At 69.4% G+C, this 18,930-nt stretch carries 13 protein-coding genes and 1 pseudogene; 7 read left to right on the forward strand and 7 right to left on the reverse strand.

The window, feature by feature from the left end; all coding sequences use genetic code 11:
• Window positions 1–522 precede the first annotated feature (522 nt).
• Entirely contained in the window at window positions 523–3,270 is a 2,748-nt protein-coding gene (gene ppdK, locus OG622_RS33540; RefSeq protein WP_371580370.1) for a pyruvate, phosphate dikinase, read from the forward strand.
• Window positions 3,271–3,643: 373 nt separating this feature from the next.
• On the opposite strand, the gene OG622_RS33545 is transcribed toward ppdK, so the two are convergent.
• On the reverse strand, window positions 3,644–4,063 hold the full coding sequence (locus tag OG622_RS33545) for a hypothetical protein (protein WP_371580371.1): 420 nt from the start codon (window positions 4,061–4,063) through the stop codon (window positions 3,644–3,646).
• A gap of 116 nt (window positions 4,064–4,179) precedes the next feature.
• Here OG622_RS33545 and OG622_RS33550 point away from each other — a divergent pair, with 116 nt between their 5' ends.
• From OG622_RS33550 to OG622_RS33560, 3 genes are all read left to right on the forward strand, one after another.
• Window positions 4,180–4,596, forward strand: a complete 417-nt coding sequence (locus OG622_RS33550) for a TIGR03668 family PPOX class F420-dependent oxidoreductase (RefSeq protein WP_371580372.1) — start codon at window positions 4,180–4,182, stop codon at window positions 4,594–4,596.
• Window positions 4,597–4,630: 34 nt separating this feature from the next.
• The gene (locus OG622_RS33555; protein WP_371580373.1) at window positions 4,631–5,401 is read left to right on the forward strand and encodes a GntR family transcriptional regulator; all 771 of its coding nucleotides are present in this window, start codon (window positions 4,631–4,633) and stop codon (window positions 5,399–5,401) included.
• Between the two features lie 296 nt (window positions 5,402–5,697).
• On the forward strand, window positions 5,698–6,228 hold the full coding sequence (locus tag OG622_RS33560; protein ID WP_371580374.1) for a hypothetical protein: 531 nt from the start codon (window positions 5,698–5,700) through the stop codon (window positions 6,226–6,228).
• A gap of 873 nt (window positions 6,229–7,101) precedes the next feature.
• Here the strand turns inward: OG622_RS33560 and OG622_RS33565 are convergent.
• The 6 genes and pseudogenes from OG622_RS33565 to OG622_RS33590 all read right to left on the reverse strand — a co-directional run.
• Window positions 7,102–8,580: a condensation domain-containing protein gene (locus OG622_RS33565; RefSeq protein ID WP_371580375.1), complete on the reverse strand. Its 1,479-nt coding sequence runs from the start codon at window positions 8,578–8,580 to the stop codon at window positions 7,102–7,104.
• Window positions 8,581–8,635: 55 nt separating this feature from the next.
• Complete coding sequence (locus OG622_RS33570) at window positions 8,636–9,943, reverse strand: glycosyltransferase (RefSeq protein WP_371580376.1); 1,308 nt, start codon at window positions 9,941–9,943, stop codon at window positions 8,636–8,638.
• 167 nt (window positions 9,944–10,110) lie between these two features.
• Window positions 10,111–11,271, reverse strand: a complete 1,161-nt coding sequence (locus tag OG622_RS33575; protein ID WP_371580377.1) for an alkaline phosphatase PhoX — start codon at window positions 11,269–11,271, stop codon at window positions 10,111–10,113.
• A gap of 265 nt (window positions 11,272–11,536) precedes the next feature.
• The gene (locus OG622_RS33580; protein ID WP_371580378.1) at window positions 11,537–13,201 is read right to left on the reverse strand and encodes a sensor histidine kinase; all 1,665 of its coding nucleotides are present in this window, start codon (window positions 13,199–13,201) and stop codon (window positions 11,537–11,539) included.
• Window positions 13,198–13,956: a winged helix-turn-helix domain-containing protein gene (locus OG622_RS33585; protein WP_371584299.1), complete on the reverse strand. Its 759-nt coding sequence runs from the start codon at window positions 13,954–13,956 to the stop codon at window positions 13,198–13,200. Before OG622_RS33585 ends, OG622_RS33580 begins: the two co-directional genes overlap by 4 nt.
• Window positions 13,957–14,538: 582 nt before the next feature.
• Window positions 14,539–14,895: pseudogene (locus tag OG622_RS33590) on the reverse strand (response regulator transcription factor); the annotation flags it as partial.
• Between the two features lie 274 nt (window positions 14,896–15,169).
• Here OG622_RS33590 and OG622_RS33595 point away from each other — a divergent pair.
• The 3 genes from OG622_RS33595 (at window position 15,170) to OG622_RS33605 (ending at window position 18,928) form a co-directional block, all read left to right on the forward strand.
• Entirely contained in the window at window positions 15,170–15,811 is a 642-nt protein-coding gene (locus OG622_RS33595; protein WP_371580379.1) for a carbonic anhydrase, read from the forward strand.
• Window positions 15,808–17,796 carry a SulP family inorganic anion transporter gene (locus OG622_RS33600; RefSeq protein ID WP_371580380.1) on the forward strand — a complete coding sequence of 663 codons (1,989 nt, stop codon included), beginning with the start codon at window positions 15,808–15,810 and terminating at the stop codon, window positions 17,794–17,796. The genes OG622_RS33595 and OG622_RS33600 overlap by 4 nt, the downstream gene beginning before the upstream one ends.
• A gap of 199 nt (window positions 17,797–17,995) precedes the next feature.
• Entirely contained in the window at window positions 17,996–18,928 is a 933-nt protein-coding gene (locus OG622_RS33605) for an oxidoreductase (RefSeq protein ID WP_371580381.1), read from the forward strand.
• Window positions 18,929–18,930 lie beyond the last annotated feature (2 nt).

The raw sequence follows: 18,930 nt of genomic DNA on the forward strand, positions 1-18,930 counted from the left end.
GCGGGCTACCGGGTCCTCCCGGCCCGTGTGGCGGGCTACCGGGTCCTCCCGACCCGTGTGACGGGCTACCGATCCCCTCGACCCGGACGGGCTACCGCCCCCTCTCCACCCGTATGACGGGCGTGTTTCCGTCCCGAGGACCGGTCCGCATGGTGAAATCCGGTCCTCTGAAACTGCGTGATTCTCGCCACCTCTGATAAGGGTTGCGCTCAGATGAGCGAATCGCGAGCGGTTCCGGACTTCAAGGAGTGGCACTCGGTGCCACCCTTTGATCGTTCATCGGGCGAACTCAGTTGTGTCGATTGCCGCTCACCTGAGCGGTATGGTGGGCTGATGGGGATGGGTTGGTTCAAGAAGTGAACACGTCCCGGCGCTGTTCCTTGCCAAGCCTTGACTTTCGATCTCCTGGCGGACGGGTGGTTACAGGCGCATGACGCGCAAGTGGACGTACCCAGGTGCCTTCGATCTGGGTATGTTCCTCGCCGTCAGGGCAGTCACCGCGTCCTCAAGGAGTTGGGACCTGTGTCGGAAAACAAAGATCCCCACGTAGGCCACGTAGCTCAGAGCGTTGAGGGCGTGAAGTTTGTTTATGACTTCACCGAAGGCAACAAGGACCTCAAGGACCTCCTCGGCGGCAAGGGCGCGAACCTCGCCGAGATGACCAACCTCGGTCTCCCCGTGCCACCCGGCTTCACCATCACCACCGAGGCCTGCAAGGTCTACCTCGACAGCGGCGACGAGCCCGCGGCACTCCGTGACGAGGTCAGCGCCCATCTCACGGCCCTCGAAGAGAAGATGGGCAAGAAGCTCGGCCAGGCCGACGACCCGCTCCTCGTCTCGGTCCGCTCCGGCGCGAAGTTCTCGATGCCCGGAATGATGGACACGGTCCTCAACATCGGCCTCTCCGACAAGTCGGTCCAGGGCCTCGCCAAGCAGGCCGGCGACGACCGCTTCGCCTGGGACTCCTACCGCCGGCTCATCCAGATGTTCGGCAAGACGGTCCTCGGCGTCGACGGCGAGCTCTTCGAAGAGGCGCTGGAGGCGGCGAAGACGGCCAAGAAGGTCGTCGTCGACACCGAGCTGGAGGCCGCCGACCTCAAGAAGCTCGTCACCAAGTTCAAGAAGATCGTCAAGACCGAGGCCGGCCGGGACTTCCCGCAGGACCCGCGCGAGCAGATGGACCTCGCCATCCACGCGGTCTTCGACTCCTGGAACACCGACCGCGCCAAGCTCTACCGCCGCCAGGAGCGCATCCCCGGCGACCTCGGCACGGCGGTCAACGTCTGTTCGATGGTCTTCGGCAACCTGGGCCCCGACTCGGGCACGGGCGTCGCCTTCACCCGCGACCCCGCCTCCGGCCACCAGGGCGTGTACGGCGACTACCTCCAGAACGCCCAGGGCGAGGACGTGGTGGCGGGCATCCGCAACACCGTCCCCCTGGCCGAACTGGAGTCGATCGACAAGAAGTCGTACGACCAGCTGATGCAGATCATGGAGACCCTGGAGAACCACTACAAGGATCTCTGCGACATCGAGTTCACCATCGAGCGCGGCCAGCTGTGGATGCTCCAGACCCGCGTCGGCAAGCGCACGGCGGGCGCGGCCTTCCGCATCGCCACGCAACTCGTGGACCAGGGCCTGATCGACGAGGCGGAAGCCCTCCAGCGGGTGACGGGCGCCCAGCTCGCGCAGCTCATGTTCCCCCGCTTCGACGAGGAGGCGAAGGTCGCCCCGGTCGGCCGCGGCATCGCCGCCTCCCCGGGTGCGGCGGTCGGCAAGGCGGTCTTCGACTCGTACACGGCCGTGAAGTGGTCGCGTTCGGGCGAGAAGGTCATCCTGGTCCGCCGCGAGACGAACCCCGACGACCTCGACGGCATGATCGCGGCCGAGGGCATCCTCACCTCACGCGGCGGCAAGACGTCCCACGCGGCCGTGGTCGCGCGCGGCATGGGCAAGACGTGCGTGTGCGGCGCGGAGGAACTGGAAGTCGACACCAAGCGCCGCCGTATGACGGTGCCGGGCGGCCATGTGGTGGAGGAGGGTGACCTCATCTCCATCGACGGTTCGTCGGGCAAGGTCTACCTGGGCGAGGTCCCGGTGGTCCCGTCCCCCGTCGTGGAGTACTTCGAGGGCCGGATGCACGCCGGCGCCAACGACGCCGACGAACTGGTCGAGGCGGTCCACCGCATCATGGCCTTCGCGGACCGCAAGCGCCGCCTCCGAGTCCGGGCCAACGCCGACAACGCCGAGGACGCGCTGCGCGCCCGCCGCTTCGGCGCCCAGGGCATCGGCCTGTGCCGTACGGAACACATGTTCCTCGGCGACCGCCGTGAACTGGTCGAGCGCCTCATCCTGGCGGACACGGAGACCGTGCGCGAGGAGTCCCTGAAGGCGCTGCTCCCGCTCCAGAAGCAGGACTTCATCGAACTCTTCTCGGCGATGGACGGCCTCCCGGTGACGGTCCGTCTCCTCGACCCGCCGCTGCACGAGTTCCTCCCGGACATCACGGAACTCTCGGTCCGCGTGGCCCTGGCGGAGTCCCGCCAGGAACCCCACGAGAACGAGCTCCGCCTGCTGCAGGCCGTCCATCGCCTGCACGAGCAGAACCCGATGCTGGGCCTGCGGGGTGTACGTCTGGGCCTGGTCATCCCCGGCCTGTTCACGATGCAGGTACGGGCGATCGCGGAGGCGGCGGCCGAGCGCAAGAACGCGAAGGGCGACCCGCGCGCCGAGATCATGATCCCGCTCGTCGGCACCGTCCAGGAGCTGGAGATCGTCCGCGAGGAGGCGGACGCGGTGATCGCGGAGGTCGAGGCGGCGACGGGGGTGGCGCTGAAGCTGTCGATCGGCACGATGATCGAACTCCCGCGAGCGGCCCTGACGGCCGGCCAGATCGCGGAGGCGGCGGAGTTCTTCAGCTTCGGCACGAACGACCTGACCCAGACGGTGTGGGGCTTCAGCCGCGACGACGTCGAGGCCTCCTTCTTCACGGCCTACCTGGAGAAGGGCATCTTCGGAGTCTCCCCCTTCGAAACGATCGACAGGGACGGCGTGGGTTCGCTGGTCAAGCTGGCGGCGGAGGCCGGCCGGGCCACCCGCCCCGACCTCAAGCTCGGCGTCTGCGGCGAACACGGCGGCGACCCGGAGTCCGTCCACTTCTTCCACGAGGTGGGCCTCGACTACGTTTCCTGCTCCCCGTTCCGCATCCCGGTCGCCCGCCTGGAGGCGGGCCGCGCGGCCTCCCAGTCGACGGGCAGCGACCACCGCTAGACCACCACCGGGTCACCGCGGGCATCACCCCGCGACCCCGAACCCCGGAACCACCGCTCGTCCCCGACCGACCCTCACCGATGGGCGGCGGTTCCGGACCACGAAGAGAGGGCGGCACCCCGTGCGGGGGGTGCCGCTTTCTCGCTTGTGTAGTTCGTGGCGACCGAGCGACGGTCTCACCATGGCGGTGAGCTCACTGCTCCAGCTCTGTCCCTACGCAACAGCCTGAGCACGCCGAGCGGTATCGGTGCGGCGACGCGCGGAGACTTGAACGCCTTGAAAGTTCGTGAAGGCCTGGGAAGTCGAGAGCACGGCGAAGCGTGAACCGCACGTGGCACGCGGCCGTCTGCGGGAAGAGCCGAGGGGGGAGGGCTCAGTCGCGGCTGTACGAGAACTCCTGGACCGGCGAGCAGTTGTCCGGGCGCGCGGAGCCACGGTCGCGGCACACCCGGATCGCCGCGTCGTCCGTGTAGCGCCGGGCACCGCTCCAGTCCGAGTGACGCATCCACACCGACCCGCGCTGCTTGCCGTAGTACCGCGCCCAGCCGTGCCTTTCCACACTGACCTGCACGTAGACGGTGTGTCCGTCGTTCGGATATGTGTCCGTCAGCCGGCCGGACCACTCGAAGGAACCGTGATCCGTGCCAGGGGGATTGAACGTGTAGGCCCCCTCCGTGAACTCGGCGCCTCCTGAGCGAAGCACCGGAATCCCGCCCTGTTGTCCCACCGGCGCAGCACCCGTGCCCGTGAGCATCAGCCCGGCCGCCAGCAATCCGACCGATTTCCTCTTCACACGCGACTCCCTCAGTAACGGTAGCTTCAACAACTGCCGGACATCACGGAACGTAACGACCCGCGCGCTTGTAGCGCCATGCCTCATGCTTTGACAACCTCGCTACGGTGAACCGCATGAAGCTCGCGCCTCGTGCAGCCCGGGAACGTTTGGTCAGGTCCCGCGTCGCCAGACTGGCGACAGCCGACACCGAGGGAGTTCCTCATGCGGTTCCCATCACCTTCGTCGCCGAAGATGAGGTCTTGTACTTCGCCGTCGACCACAAGCCGAAGGACACGTGGGATCTGAGACGGCTGCGCAACATCAGGGAGAATCCTCCCGTGACGGTCCTGGTCGACTACTACAACGAAGACTGGTCCGCTCTCTGGTGGGCCCGCGCCGACGGCCATGGAGAAGTACTGGAGAGCGGGCAGGAGCGGGACCGCGCGGTGGGGCTGCTGTGCGACAAGTACAACCAGTACAGGGACTCTCCGCCCAGGGGCCCTGTCGTTGCCATTCGGGTCGAACAATGGAGCGGTTGGGCCTTCACATAGCCTTGGCGGGAGAGCCGAACCCGAGGTGACGTACATGCCGGACCAGGAGTTGCACCCGTACCGCCGGATCGCCGACGATCTGAGGAACGCGATCGTGAAGGGGAAGCTGGCCCCCGGCGAGAAGCTGAAGTCGGAGAACGAGCTCAAGGACCAGTACGGAACGACTCGCGTCACTGTGCGTAAGGCGCTGTCTCTGCTCAAGGCAGACGGCCTGCTCATCAGCGAACAGGGCAGGGGCGTGTTCGTGCGCCAACAGCCCAGAGTTCGGCTCCAGACCACGGGCGCCAATTTCCGCGAGCGGCGTGCCACCGGCGCAAGTAACTTCACCGCCGAGGCTGCGGCACAGGGGTTGCAGGCCAGGCAGCAGATCCTCTCGGTGGAGCGAGTGCCCGCTCCGGCCGAGATCGCCGAACGTCTCAGCCTGCCGACCGGCACTTCGGTGATCATCCGTCGACGGGCGTTCTTCGTCGACGACGAGCCCATGCAACTGGCCGACGGCTACTACCTGGAAGAACTCTTCGCCGGTACTCGGGTTGAAGAGTCCCGTCGGATCGCCGGTGGCGTCAGCGCCCTGATCGAGGATCCCGCCGGCCCCGTGAGGCAGCGGATCGTCCGCTTCGTCGAGGACCTGGAAATCCGTATGCCGACCCCGTCGGAGGTCGGCGCACTGCGCATTCCGCCTGGCGTTCCACTGGCCCGGGTGCTGCGCAGCACCCAGGTGGAGGACGGGCGCGTGGTCGAGGTACTGGATTCACGCGTGCCCTGCGATCGCCATCTCTTCCAGTACGTCATCGATATCCCCTGACCGAAGCCCCGCCCACAATGTGGATCAACTTCGATTCACTTGTATATCCAAGTGCCCGTCGCTGGGCTGACGTGACTTGGCTATACAAGCTGCTGTGCCCAAGGTGCGGCCTACCGCGAAGGAGTCGAGATGCGCCTCGTATCACTGGCCTTCGAACGGCTGAGAGAAGAGCTGGTCAGGACGCGCGGGTCTGAAGAGTCGGCGTTCACCATCGAAGCTCTGGCAACGGACAGGGTTCGATCGGTGGGATATCCGTCGCCGAGCGAGCGGTCATACGTCCTGGCGCGGGCCGGGTCGTGCAGCGCACCGAGTCTGTGGCCGCCTCTGCCGCTCGCGTCGAAAGTACGGCAACCGGCCTTGGTCAGGCCGATGCAACCATGAATGAAGGACCGCGCCTCGATGACATCGTGACGGACACCAATGCCGACAAGCTCGGCAGAGTCATGGGGTTTGTCGGCCTATACGTCCAACTGAGGCCGCTCGGCGGTGGCAGGGAGTGGGACGCGCGACCGGAACATCTCAAGCCTGCCCGCTGCTCGGAAGCGCTGAAGGCAAGCGTCGCCGAGGCCAATGCACGATCCAGGACCAAGGCTGCCATGGTGGCCAACGCAGAGCTTCCCGATGCCAAGGAGTCGCGTACGCCCGTGGACACGCATTCGGCGGAATGCGCGCTCGCCCTACGGCCTGGATACGAGGACCTGCACAGGACGTGCCGTCAGACGCATGACGCGCTGCTTCCGGGTACCTCCGGCATCGTGTTGGTGCCCCGCTGCGGTTGCGCTTGTCACATCACTGACGAGAACCCGCCCGGGACCTGGTCGATCTGAAGATGGAGTCCGACATGCACTGCGCAGCACGGGCATTCGAACGGGCGAGAGTTCTCCTGCTCGGTGCACGAACGACCAGCACACCTGTGGGTACGGCCACTTCGGCATCGGCATCGGCATCGGCATAGGGAACCGATCCGGGACCGGCGATCTCCTGTCCGTCGCCTCAGATGTGGGGCGCGATCCTCGCCGCAGCGCGCCGCCGAAGGGCGCCGCATCTGTGGCCGCCCACTTCCCCGCCCGCCGCCGGGGAGACGGAGTCCTGGGGCCTTGTTCGTACCTACGTCCTGCTGCCCGAGGAACGCCGACAGGCCTTTCCCGTATGGCAGTTCACGGGAGCGGGCCGGTGACCGACGGAGAGGTGGCCGGGGAGGCTGCCGAGCACACCGAGATCCCCATGCTTCGGGCGTACCGGTTGTGGTTCGAGCACGCTCGGAAGTGTGATGGGTGCAGGCAGGTACAGAGGGCGCAGGACGGGTGCGAGGGTGGACGGGAGCTGTGGGGCTCGTACCGCCTTGCCCGTATCGGGGGTGGATCTGGATCGTGAGCCGTACGGCACTGGACATCCCGCGGGCACCCTGGTCCTCGACCTCGCGACCGACCGGGTTGGCATCCTGCGGGATGTGCTCGATCTCGGAGATCCGTACGGCATCCATCCCAAGAACGCCTCGGACCGGTGGCTTTCCTGGCTCCCGTCGGAGACGGCGTCCAGTGGACGACCGAACCTGAGCAGGTCACCAGGCAACAGGCAACAGGCGAACCAGGACTAGACAGGCGCGGCCCGCCAAGAGCGGGCAGCCCGCAGCCTGAACCAACTGCGCCTGAAGCCTGAAAGGGGGCGGCATCCCGTGCGGGTGTCGCCCCTCGTGCCGTTCAGCTCCTGACGGTCGTCGCCCCCCGGGGCGGCCGTGGGATGGACACCGGCTTCGCGCTTCGTTCGCCCGCGATCTCCAGCAGGACCCGTACGAGTTCGTCGTGGAGGGCGTCACTGATCTCATGTGCTTGGGGGGTGTCGACGTGCAGCATGTTGACGTGGAGGCCGGTGGCGGTGCGGTGGAACCAGTGGCTGATGCCGTTGCCGCGGGTGGCCCAGACGTGCAACGTCGTGTTCCAGAGCGGATGTTGGAGGCCTCCGGGGGTCCTCCGGAAGTCGATGTAGGAGAAGAAGTTCACCGGGAACGGCCAGTGGTGCAGGGAGAAGGTCTCCGGGGCGAGCAACTCCCACGCCCGTACGAAGGGGATGTCAGCGTGCCGCTGCAACGCGCCGTACGCCGTGCGGGCCCGCGCGATCGTGGTCGCGTGGTCCGTACCGCCTTCGCCCACCTGGAACTCGATCGGCATCGTGTTCACGAACCAGCCGATGGAGTGCTGCCACGGGTTCGGGGCTCCTTCGGAGTTCCCTCCGCCCCCGTCCGTCCGCTCGCTGATGGGTAGCAGACCCCGGTAGACCCCCGGCCCCCCGAAACGGTGCTGGGCCGTCGCCGCCGCTGCCAGTACGGCCGTGAAGACGCTGCCTCCCGATGCGCGGGCGCCCGCCGCGAGGGCGTCTGTCCGGGGGGCGTCCAGGAGGGGGAGGGCCCGGTTCACCAGGGGGTACAGGTGGCCGTCCGGTACACCCAGGCCGAAGGGGAACCTGGGGAAGAAGCCGCCGTTGCCGCGGATGAAGTCCTTCCAGTAGGTCAGACGCTCGTCGTCGGGGCGGAGGGAGGCATAACGGCGGCGTTGGTCGTCGCCGAAGGTCAAGTAGCTTCCTGCGCGGGGCAGTTGCGGGGTGCGCTGGGCGGTGAGGGCGGCGTACGCGGTCTGGAGTTCGTTGACGACGACGGGCATGGACAGGCCGTCGCACACGATGTGGTCGAAACAGAGGTAGACCGTCGCGCTCGTGTCCCGGACCACCGCGCCCATGAGGAACAGCGGCCAGGACAGCGTGTCGATGCTCTTGAACGTCTTGTCGAGGTGGGTGCGCAGGTCGTCTTCGGTGTGGAAGTGACCGGCCTCCTCCGCCTCCAGGGTGATGGATTCGGGCGCCGGCGCCGTGCAGTTCAGGTCGCCGGCCAGGCGCTGGAACTCACTGCGGAGCACCTCGTGGCGCCGCACGAGAAGAAGGAGCGCCGATTCGAGGGACCCGATGTCCAGTGGGCCCGCGATCTCGAAGGTCACCGCGACCGAGCTGGCGATTCCGTCGCTCGTACTCCGGGTCGCTTCGGACGAGGAGTGGTGCTTGTCCTGATTGAACGAGGCCGATGTGAAAGTGGGATTCTGCCCGTCATGGGGGGAGTGCTTCGTGCGCAGGGACCAGGAGATCACGGTGCCGGGCGCGATGGTGGCGTCGGAGAAGGGGATTTGCAGCACTCGGGGGCTTTCTGTTCGTGACTTGTGGGGGGAAGTCGAGGGGGAGGGGGAGGGATTAGGTGAGGTGAGCCAAGAGGGAATTCACCGCTGTGTTGACGCCGTCCTCGGCCTGGACGAGAGGCGCGATTTCGCCCGCCCGGTGTCGCAGGTGTCGGTCCGTCGCCGCCGTACTGATCGCTTCCGCGAGTCGGTGTGCGGTGAGGGTGCGGGCGGTGAGGGGAGCGGGGGCCACACCCAGGGCTCGCATGCGGGCGGACCAGTGGGTCTGGTCGCCCATGTGGGGGCAGAGGACCTGCGGGCGGCCCGCGGCGAGGGCGGCGCCGACGGTGCCGGGGCCGCCGTGGTGGACGACAGCGGCCGTACGGGGGAAGAGCCAGTCGTGCGGGGCCTGTTCGATCATCAGGATGTTCGGTGACAGGGGGCCGGATTCGCTTGCAGCCGTGCCGATGCCGCCCCAGCCGGTCGCGACCACGGCCCGTACGCCGGTGAGACGGATCGCCTCGGTGACCAGCGCGTTGTTCCGGCGTGCCCGGGTGCCGGTCATGCTGCCGAAGCCGATGTAGACGGGGGGCGGCCCCTCGTCCAGGAAGCGGGTCAGCTCGCGGGGCGGCGTCCAGTCGGGACGGGCGGGCAGATACCAGAAACCCGTGGTGCGCACGGCGTCGCCCCACGCCGGGTCGATCGGTGTGATGTGTCGGCTGAACGACTGCAGGACCGGGCGCCGTCTGCCCTCGGGGTCCCGCAGCCAGCGCCGCGCACTGTGGCGACGGGGGGCAAGACCCAGTTCGGTCGTCCGCCAGCGCTCCACTTCGCGGGACCGCTGGGCTGCCGTGACCAGGGCGTATGTGCTCCGGTTGAGGAAGCGCGGCACCGGGGGGAGCGGCATCAGCTGGCAGGGGAAGGTGCCGGTGGGGACCCAGCCGGGTTGCAGCGCCACGACGACGGCGGGTACGTCCAGCATGTCGGCCACATGCTGGGCGGGGAACGCCGCCGAGTGCACCACCGCCGCCAGGTCACCGTGGTCGTGGGCGATGGCCGCCACGTCCCGCAACGGGGCGATGAGCAGTTGTTTGAGGCGGGCGACGGTCCGTGCGGCCGCGACTTTGCCGCGCACGCCCAGGAGGCCGTTGTCGATGATCCGGGTCGGCCCGTCGTCGATCGCGGCGAATTCGACGCCATGTGCGGCCGCGTCGGCCGCATAGGAGGAAGGGGCGGCCAATAACGGGTGATGGCCGTGCCGACGCAGCGCCACGGCCAATGCGAGAAAGGGTTGTACGTCCCCGCGAGTACCGCATGCCGCCAGGAGAACCTTGCGCGAACGAGCGCCGACTGCGAGGCCCTCCGGCCCCAATTCGTTGGGCATGACCACGCGCTGAACCTAGCAGAAGGAAATTCGAACGAGTCAGGGATGGTAATGAGTTCGAGAATTTCCGCAGCCTGCTGTGGGTCCACTGCGGTTCACTTGGGCCCGCCGCGGCCTGTTGTGGTCTTCTGTTATTTTCCTTTTATGGGTTCAGGCGTGAGATGTGTTCAGGTGCGGAACGGGCCCGTCACCTCGTAGGTGATACCGCCCGACGAACTGCCGCTCGTGCCGCGTTGGCTGGAGAAGTAGAGGCGGCGGCCGTCGGGGGAGAAGGCGGGGCCGGTGATCTCGGAGGCGGACTGGCCGTCGACGCGGAGGAAGGGGGCGATGGTGTCGTTCGGGGTGATGAGGCAGATCTCCATGGTGCCGCCGTCCTCGGCGACGTAGAGGTCGCCCGAGGAGGTGCCGGTGATGTTGTCGACGCCGGTGAGGGGAGCCGTGCCGGAGGTGACCAGTGAGTCGTCGTACGCCAACTCGTAGGTGCCGGCGGCGAGGTTGAGCTGCCAGACGCGGTTGTCGCCCTTGGTGGTGAACCAGACCGTGTCGTCGGCGTAGTGACAGCCCTCGCCCCCGTTGAAGGACTTCGAGCCCGAGACCTGGGTGCGGGTGGTCGTGGGGGAGCCGTCCGGATCGGGGACGTTCGCCCAGGTGTAGGAGCCGGAGGTGGCGGTGCCGGCGATCATGACCTGGAGGGTGCCGGAGGACAGGTCGCCCCAGGTCGTGGGGGTGAAGCGGTAGAAGCGGCCGTTCGTCTCGTCCTCCGTCAGATAGATCACCCGGCGGACCGGGTCGGCCGCTGCCGCCTCGTGCTTGAAGCGGCCCATCGCGTCCCGGCGGACCGCGGCGTTCACGCCCCACGGATCGGTCTCGTAGACGTAACCGCGGTCGACCTCCTCGCAGGACAGCCAGGTGTTCCACGGGGTTCTGCCGCCGGCGCAGTTCTGGCGGGTGCCGGACAGGACGCGGTACGCGGACGTGACCGCGCCCGTCGACGAGAACCGCACCGCGCTCGCGCCGCCGGACGGGTTGATCTCCGAGTTGGAGACGTAGATCCAGCCGGTGCCGTCCGCGTAACAGGCGCCGCCGTCGGGGGCGTTGTGCCAGGTGTACGACGTCCCCGGAACCGTCAGGCCGGAGCGGGCGATCACCCGGCTGGTGAAGCCGCCCGGGAGCCTGATGCCGTTGGCGTCCGCCGAACCGAGCGCCCCGTACGGGCCCGTGCCCGGCTGAGCGGGCGCGGCGTACGCGGCGCCGCGCCACAGGGTCCCGCCGAAGGCGGCCGATGTGCCGCCGAGTACGGCCGCGCGCAGGAGAGTACGACGTTCCACTGTCGCTCCAAGGGGTGCCTTGACCGGCCCGCCTGCCGGTCGGCGGCGGGGTCGCGCGGTGAGGGAACTTACGGGAGCGTGATTGACAGGGCATGGACAACTCGTGACTCTACGGCGGCGTTCACCGGTGGTACAGGTGGTATTGGGACGAGGCGCCCCGAAAGAGGCGCCTCGAAAGGGGCGCGGGGCACCGCGTGATCGGCCACGTACTACCCGCGCTCGCCGTACAAGCCGTCACCTCCGCGCTCCTGGGCGGGCGACCCACTCAGGCAGGCAGCGGCGGAGCCTCACGGCGGCGTTGCCCCGGCCGCCCCCCGAACCCATGCCCGTGACCGTGCCCGTGCCCGTGGGAATGGCCCGGCGGCTCCGCCGACGGAAGGCGGACGACGGCGTCCAAGCCGCCCGTGGCCGCCTCGCGCAGAGCCACATCGCCACCGCTGGCGTGCGCGAGACGCTGGACGAGGGAGAGACCGAGACCGGTACCGCCCTTGGGGGCGCCGGGGGCGCGCCAGAAGCGGTCGAACGCGCGGGCGCGCTGGTCGGGCGTCATACCGGGGCCCTCATCGGTGACGTGGAGGTCGACCCAGCTGGGCCGGGCGTCGCGCAGCGCCCGGCGGACGGGGGCGAGCAGCCGTAGCTCCATGGTGACCGTGCTGCGGGCGGGGGAGGCGCGCAGCGCGTTGGAGAGGAGGTTGTCGAGGATCTGCTCCACGGCTCCGGGGACGGCCGTCACCGGGCCGACCACGCCGGCGAAGAGGACCAGCGAGACCCCTTCGCGTTCGAACAGCGGCCCCCATGTGCGGTGCCGTTCCGCGCAGATCGCGGCCAGGTCGACCTGGGCCGGGATGGCCGCCGCCTCCTCCAGACGGGCCATCGCCAGCAACCCCTCGACCATCCGGGCCAGCCGGTCCGTCTCGGTGACGGCGGCGTCGAGGCTCGGCAGCGCGTGCCGGGCGATGTCCGGCTCCAGGTTCTCCAGCCGTAGCCGCAGTGCCGCCAACGGGGTCTTCAGCTGATGCGAGGCCTCACCGGCGAAGGCCCGCTGGGAGGCCAGCAGGTGTTCGAGGCGGGCGGCGGTCGTGTTGAAGGCCGCCGCGAGACTCCGTACCTCCGGCGGGCCCGAGGTGACCACCACGCTGCTGGCCGCACCGCCCTCGGCCAGCCGGTGCGTGGCCTCCTCCAACTGCCGGATGGGGCGCCCCGTCCAGCGTGCGAACGCGAACGCCACCGCGGCCACCCCGGTGAGCACCGCGAGTCCGGCCAGCGCCAGCAGCAGCCAGACCGCGAACACCCGGGCGTGCACCATGGTCGTCGGGAGGGTGACGCGTACGGCGCCCTGTGTCGTCACTGCGCCCGAGCCGGAACCCGCCCCCGTCCCTATCGCCGTCCCTGTCCCTGTCCCTGTCCCCGTCCCCGTGGCTGTGGCTGTGGTCGACCCGGCCGCCGTGATCGAGCCCGTGTTCGTGACGGAGCCCGTGCCCCGGCTCGCGTCGGCGCCCGTGTCCGCCGCCGCGTGGCCGACCGGAGCGGCCACGGACAGGTAGTGGACGCCGCCGGTCGTCGTCGTGCGTACGTCCGTGGTGGCGCGGCCCCGGAGCGCGGCGGAGATCTCGGGTTGGGAGGAGAGGGTCTGTTCCTCGTCGTCGGCCAGGGAGTGCGAGGAGGCGAGCAGCTTCCCGTCCGCGTCGACGATGACGACCTTGCCGCCGATGCGCTCGGCGCAGTGCCTGGCCCGTTCGACGAGTTCGTCCTGGCGGCCGGCGGCCAGGGACAGCGCGGCGTACGCGGCCACCGACTCGGCCTCGTCGTTGGCCGAGTTGACGATCCGCTCGCGTTCGGCCCGCGAGTAGACGAAGCCCAGCGGGATCTCCAGGCCGAGCAGGACCAGGGCGGCGAGGCTGAGGTAACTCAGCAGCAGACGCCGGGTCATGACGCCCTGGTCTCGGGTGTGCGATGCCTCCCGGATCCCGTGCCACGCCCACGGCCGTGCCCCTGCCCCTGCCCGCGACTCCGGGGCTGGCCCTGGCCGGGTCCCGGCGCCTGCCCGGGGGTGCGTACGGCCAGCCGGAAGCCGACACCGCGCAGGGTCTGGATCCACGCCGGATCACCCAACTTGCGGCGCAGAGTGGCGACATGGACGTCCAACGTCTTGGTCGGGCCCTGGTAGTGGTCGTCCCAGACGCGGTTGAGGATCTGCTGCCGGGAGTAGACGGCGCCGGGATCCTCGGTGAGCAGCGCCAGCAGTTCGAACTCCTTCGGCGTCAGCGCGACCGGCACCTCGCCCACCCACACCTGCCGGGTCCGCCGGTCCACGACCAACGGCCCGGGCGGCGGCGGAGCCGAACCGTCGTCGTCGGCTGCGGCCGGACCGGAGGGGGCGCGCGAGTCCGGCGGGACCTGCTCGTACATGGGGGGCTCGTAGAGAGGCGGTTCGTAGGCAGGCGGTTCGTAGACGGGCGGCTCATAGACCGGGCTGCCGTACGCCGGGCTCCCGAAGGCGGGGGTGCCGTGCGGCGGGGTTCCGTAAGTGGGCGTGCCGTGCGGCGGGGTTCCGTACATCGGCGAGCCGTGTGGGGGAGTGCCCTGCGCGGCGGTGCCGCCGAACACGGGGTTTTCGAACGCAGGGTTGCCGGGGAAGGGCGGGGTTCCGTGCGAGGGGGTGCCTTCGAAGGGCGTTCCCTCCATTGGTGTTCCCTGCGCGAGGGTTCCCTGCGGCTGTGCCCCATGGGCCGGGACCTCACGGCCCGACGCGCCACGGCCCGACGCGCCACGAGGCGCTGTCCCGCGCGTCGGTGCGCCCTGTGCCGGCGTCTCGTACGCGGCCGACCAGTCGTACTCCGACCCGTCGGCCCCTACGCCGAAACCGGCCCTACGGCGGCCCGTGTCCCCATCGCCGAAACCGGTCCCAGGGCCCGCGTCCCCGTGGCCGGTGCGACCCGACCCCTCGGCACCGACGCGGCTTGAGCCCTCGGCCCCGAGGTCGTTCCCCGCCCCGAGATCGTCCCCTGCCCCGAAGTCGCTCCCAGCCCCGAAACCAACCCCGGACCGTCCTCCGGCACCGACACCGACACCCGCACCGACCCCGGTAGCCGACTCCCGCTGAGCCGCCAACTCACGTGCGGACAGCCCTCGTTGGTCATAGACCTCACTCCCGCCCCCGGCCCCGATCCCAGCCCCGACCCCGACGTCGGCCCCAGCCCCTCTCCCCACCCCTGCCTCAGCCACCACAACCCCGGTGACCACGCCGGGCACAGCCCCGCCTCCGGGTCGCTGATGGCGTCGTGACACCGCTCGTATGCGGGCGACCAGTTCTCGGATGCTGAATGGTTTCGCCAGGTAGTCGTCGGCGCCGAGCTCCAGGCCCAGCACGCGGTCGGCCTCCTCGCCGCGCGCGCTGAGGATGATGATGGGGACATCGGAGGTCCGGCGGATGCCGCGGCAGACGTCGATGCCGTCCATGTCGGGCAGGCCGAGGTCCAGCAGCACCACATCGCCGTGCGGACCTCTCAACCCGTCCGCGCCGGTGGCCACGTGGTGGACCGTCAGGCCGAAGTGCCGCAGCCCGTCGGCGAGCGGTTCGGCGATCGTCTCGTCGTCCTCGATGAGCAGCACTCGTACGCCCATGGCCGCCTGTCTCTCCAGAAAGTCGGGACAACACGGGGACCGTGTTGTGGGGCGCCACGCTACAAGAGACCGAACAAGAACGTGCAGGGAATCCGGGGCACTGTGAAATGACCCTCAGAAACCGCTTGTATTCGGTCGCCCGACCTGCGGCGAAGGCGGGTGTGGCCGAAATCTGTGGAAAACCTGGCGGCGCTTTAGTGTTCCCTTAACCTTCCTCTGGTCATCGCCCCCCTACGGTCGTTGGAGCTGGTCGGAACCGCTTCAGGGAGGCAGGATGAAGGCGCTGTTGGATCGCGCCCGGTCGTTCAGGCGACGGGTCGACTTCGAGAGCGACGAATACCGGAAACTCGCCGTCGGACAATTTCCCGAGGCGCTGTTCATTACCTGCTCGGACTCGCGGGTGATTCCCGCGCTGATCACCGGTGCGCGGCCCGGCGAGATATTCGAGCTGCGAAATGCGGGCAACATCGTGCCGCCGCACGACGCGTACGGGACCGCCTCCGGTGAGGCCGCCACCATCGAGTACGCGCTGGAGGTGCTCGGCGTTCAGGAGATCGTGGTGTGTGGCCATTCCCACTGCGGTGCGATGGGCGCGCTGACCTACGGCGCCGACCTGTCCGGCCTGCCCAGGGTGGACGCCTGGCTCGACTACGCGCGGCCCGCGCTCGAACCGGTGCTCGGCGGGCGCGGCGGGGACAGCGGTCGGGACGCCACCTCGTCGTCCGAGGACCCCGCCCTGACCGAGGTCGTCCAGCTCAACATCCGCAACCAGCTCGCCGTCCTGCGTGACTACCCGGTGGCCCGGCAGCAACTCGACGCCGGACGACTCCGGTTGCACGGCTGGTACTACGAGATCGACACCGGCAAGGTCCACGAACTGGACGCGGACGGGGACTTCCAGGTGCACGACTCATGAGTGGCGCACACGGACGACGCCATGCGGCGTCCGCCCGCAGGGCCGTGTCCGCCCACGTCCCCAACGCGCCCGAGTCCGGCGGAGGTTCACCGAGGCAGAACCCGACCGCGGTCCCATATCCGGACTACCCGACCGAGGCCCCATACCCGGACTACCCGACCGAGGCCCCCTATCTGGACTACGCGACCGAGGTCCCAGATCCGGACCACCCGACCGACGTCCCGGGCCGGGACCACCCGGCCCGCGGATCGAAGGGGTCCCGCGCGGGAGCCTCTCGCGGCCGTATCGACTTCGGTACCGAGATCACCGCGTCCCTCGTCGTCTTCCTTGTCGCGCTGCCGCTCTGCATCGGCGTGGCCGTGGCCTCCGGTGTGCCAGCCGAGCTGGGCATCATCTCCGGGGTGATCGGCGGCCTGGTGGTCGGCGCGGCGCGCGGCAGCACGCTCCAGGTCAGCGGGCCGGCGGCCGGTCTCGCGGCGCTCGTCGCGGAGACGGTCATGGAGTTCGGCGTCGCGATGCTCGGCGTCATCGTCCTCTTCTCCGGCATCCTCCAGATCGTGCTGGGCCTGGTGAGACTGGGCCGGATGTTCCAGGCGATCTCCCTGGCCGTCGTCCAGGGCATGCTCGCGGGCATCGGCCTGCCACTGATGTTCAGCCAGCTGTACCCGATGTCCGACTCCAAGGCGCCGGGCACCCCCCTGGAGAACATGGCGGGCGTGCCCGGGCTGATCGCCGACACCGCGACCGATCCGCAGGCGCTGATCGCCGCCGGGCTCGGCGTCGTCACGATCGTGCTGAGCTTCCTGTGGAAGAAGGCACCGGGGCCGGTCAGGAAGGTCCCGGCGGCGCTCGTGGCCGTCGGGATCGGGATCGCCGTCGCCTCGTTGCCGGGTGTCGAGGTGAAGACGCTCCAGGTCGGCAATCTGCTGGCCTCCGTGGCCGTACCCGGGCCGGAGCAGCTGTCCGGGCTGGCCAGTGCCGGGATCATCACGGCGATCCTCACGTTCACCGTGATCGCGTCGGCGGAGAGCCTGTTCACCGCCGCGGCCGTGGACCGGATGCACGACGGCCCGCGCACCCGCTACAACACCGAACTCATCGCCCAGGGCGCGGGCAACACGATCGCCGGGATCCTCGGCGCGCTGCCCATCACGGCGGTCGTCGCGCGCAGCTCGGCGAACGTCCAGGCCGGTGCCAGGACCCGCCTCTCCCGCACGCTGCACGGCCTCTGGCTGCTCGCCTTCGCGCTGCTGCTGCCGCAGGTGCTGGCGCTGATCCCGATCTCGGTGCTCGCGGGTGTCCTCGTACACAGCGGGTGGAAGCTGTTCGCGCCGGACGAGTTCCCGAAGATGTGGCGGCAGGACCGGGGCGAGTTCGCGGTGATGACACTGACGACGCTGGTCATCACGGCGACCGCGCTGCTCGAAGGGGTGCTGTTCGGGCTGGCCGCGGGTGTGGTGCTGGCCGCGCTGCGCATGTCGCAGACCGTCATCCGGCAGCACATCGAGGACGACACGGCGAAGGTCGTCATGGCGGGCAACGCGACGTTCCTGCGGCTGCCGAAGCTGATCGACGCGCTGGAGAGCGCGGCCGCCTCCGGCAAGCCGCGCATCCGGCTCGACCTGCTCGGGGTGACCCATCTCGACCACGCGTGCCGCAGCCAGGTCGAGGAGTTCGTGGCGCAGCGCCGGGGGGCCGGGCTGCGGGTGGAGCTGCTGATGCCGGACCTCACGGACACGGGCACGCGGATGCCTGCGACGGCTGTGCCGGTGCCCGTACCGTCGCCGGATGCGCAGGTGGACCCGGCGGAGGTGTGGGACTACGCGACGGTCGGTACGGCGGCGGTGGGGGGTATGGGACAGAGGCCGTCCGGGCCTGGGCCCGGGCCCACGGCCGAGTGGTTCTATCTCGACACCCGCCCGATGCCGGATACGGCGGAGTCCCGGCCGCCGCTGCTGCGCCGAGGGCGCGACTGGGCGGAGTAGCCGGCTGGGCTCGTGGGCGGGTGCGGGTGCGGGTGCGGGTGCGTGTCCGGGTCCGGGGCCTGTGGGGCTTCTCGCGCGGCTCCGCCGCGTGGGCGCGACCCGCCGCCCCCCACTCACCCGCACCCGACACACCTCCCGCGACACCCTCAGCCGGTCTACGCTGGAGAACGGCTTGAGAACACCTCGGGAAGGTGGCGTCATGACCGGCTGGAACGTGAGTGACATCCCTGATCAGCGTGGCCGTGCCGCTGTCGTGACCGGTGCCAACAGTGGCATCGGCTATGTCGCCGCCCGGGAACTCGCCCGTCGTGGCGCCCATGTCGTCCTCGCCTGTCGGAGTGAGGAGCGGGGTACCGCCGCGCTGGAACGGATGAGTTCCGAAGTCCCGGACGGGAGCGTCGAGTTGATACGGCTCGACCTCGGGGACCTGGGTTCCGTACGGGACTTCGCGGAGGCGTACGGGCGCGCGAGAGGTCGACTGGATCTGCTGGTCAACAACGCGGGCGTGATGGCAGTGGCGCAGAGCCGTACGGCCGACGGCTTCGAGACGCAGTTCGGGACCAACCACCTCGGTCACTTCGCCCTGACCGGTCTGTTGCTGCCGATGCTCCTGGCCACGCCCGGCGCCCGGGTCGTGACCGTCTCCAGCACCATGCACATGAGGGCGAACATCGACATCGACGATCTCAACAGTGAGCGCGGTTACGGACGTTGGATCGCCTACGGCCGCTCCAAGACCGCCAACCTGCTCTTCACCCACGAGCTGGCCCGGCGGCTGGCCGCCAACGGCTCGGAGATGGTCGCGGCGGCCGCCCACCCCGGCTACGCGGCGACCAATCTCCAGACGGCCGGAGCCACCGCCGAGGGCCGCAAGGGCGTCGAGCGCTTCATGCGCGTCGGCAACAGCGTCTTCGCCCAGTCCGCCGAAGCGGGCGCCCTGCCCACGCTGTACGCGGCGACCGCCCCCGGCGTACGCCCCGACTCCTTCATCGGCCCGTCCTTCATGATGTGGCGCGGTGCGCCGGGCCCGTCCAAGCGGGCGCCCTGGGCCCGCAACGACCGTGCGGCCGAACGGCTTTGGGCCGCCTCCGAGCGGCTCACCGGGGTCACGTACGACGAGCTGAAGGCGTGAGC

The organism is Streptomyces sp. NBC_01314 (assembly GCF_041435215.1).
Lineage (GTDB): Bacteria > Actinomycetota > Actinomycetes > Streptomycetales > Streptomycetaceae > Streptomyces.

Bases quoted from the DNA above. Each gene is read 5' to 3' on its own strand.
- OG622_RS33580 (WP_371580378.1), bottom strand. From the start codon at position 13,201: ATGACCCGGCGTCTGCTGCTGAGTTACCTCAGCCTCGCCGCCCTGGTC.
- OG622_RS33585 (WP_371584299.1), bottom strand. From the start codon at position 13,956: ATGGAGGGAACGCCCTTCGAAGGCACCCCCTCGCACGGAACCCCGCCC.
- OG622_RS33555 (WP_371580373.1), top strand. From the start codon at position 4,631: ATGCCGGACCAGGAGTTGCACCCGTACCGCCGGATCGCCGACGATCTG.
- OG622_RS33600 (WP_371580380.1), top strand. From the start codon at position 15,808: ATGAGTGGCGCACACGGACGACGCCATGCGGCGTCCGCCCGCAGGGCC.
- OG622_RS33595 (WP_371580379.1), top strand. From the start codon at position 15,170: ATGAAGGCGCTGTTGGATCGCGCCCGGTCGTTCAGGCGACGGGTCGAC.
- OG622_RS33550 (WP_371580372.1), top strand. From the start codon at position 4,180: ATGAAGCTCGCGCCTCGTGCAGCCCGGGAACGTTTGGTCAGGTCCCGC.
- OG622_RS33605 (WP_371580381.1), top strand. From the start codon at position 17,996: ATGACCGGCTGGAACGTGAGTGACATCCCTGATCAGCGTGGCCGTGCC.
- OG622_RS33570 (WP_371580376.1), bottom strand. From the start codon at position 9,943: ATGCCCAACGAATTGGGGCCGGAGGGCCTCGCAGTCGGCGCTCGTTCG.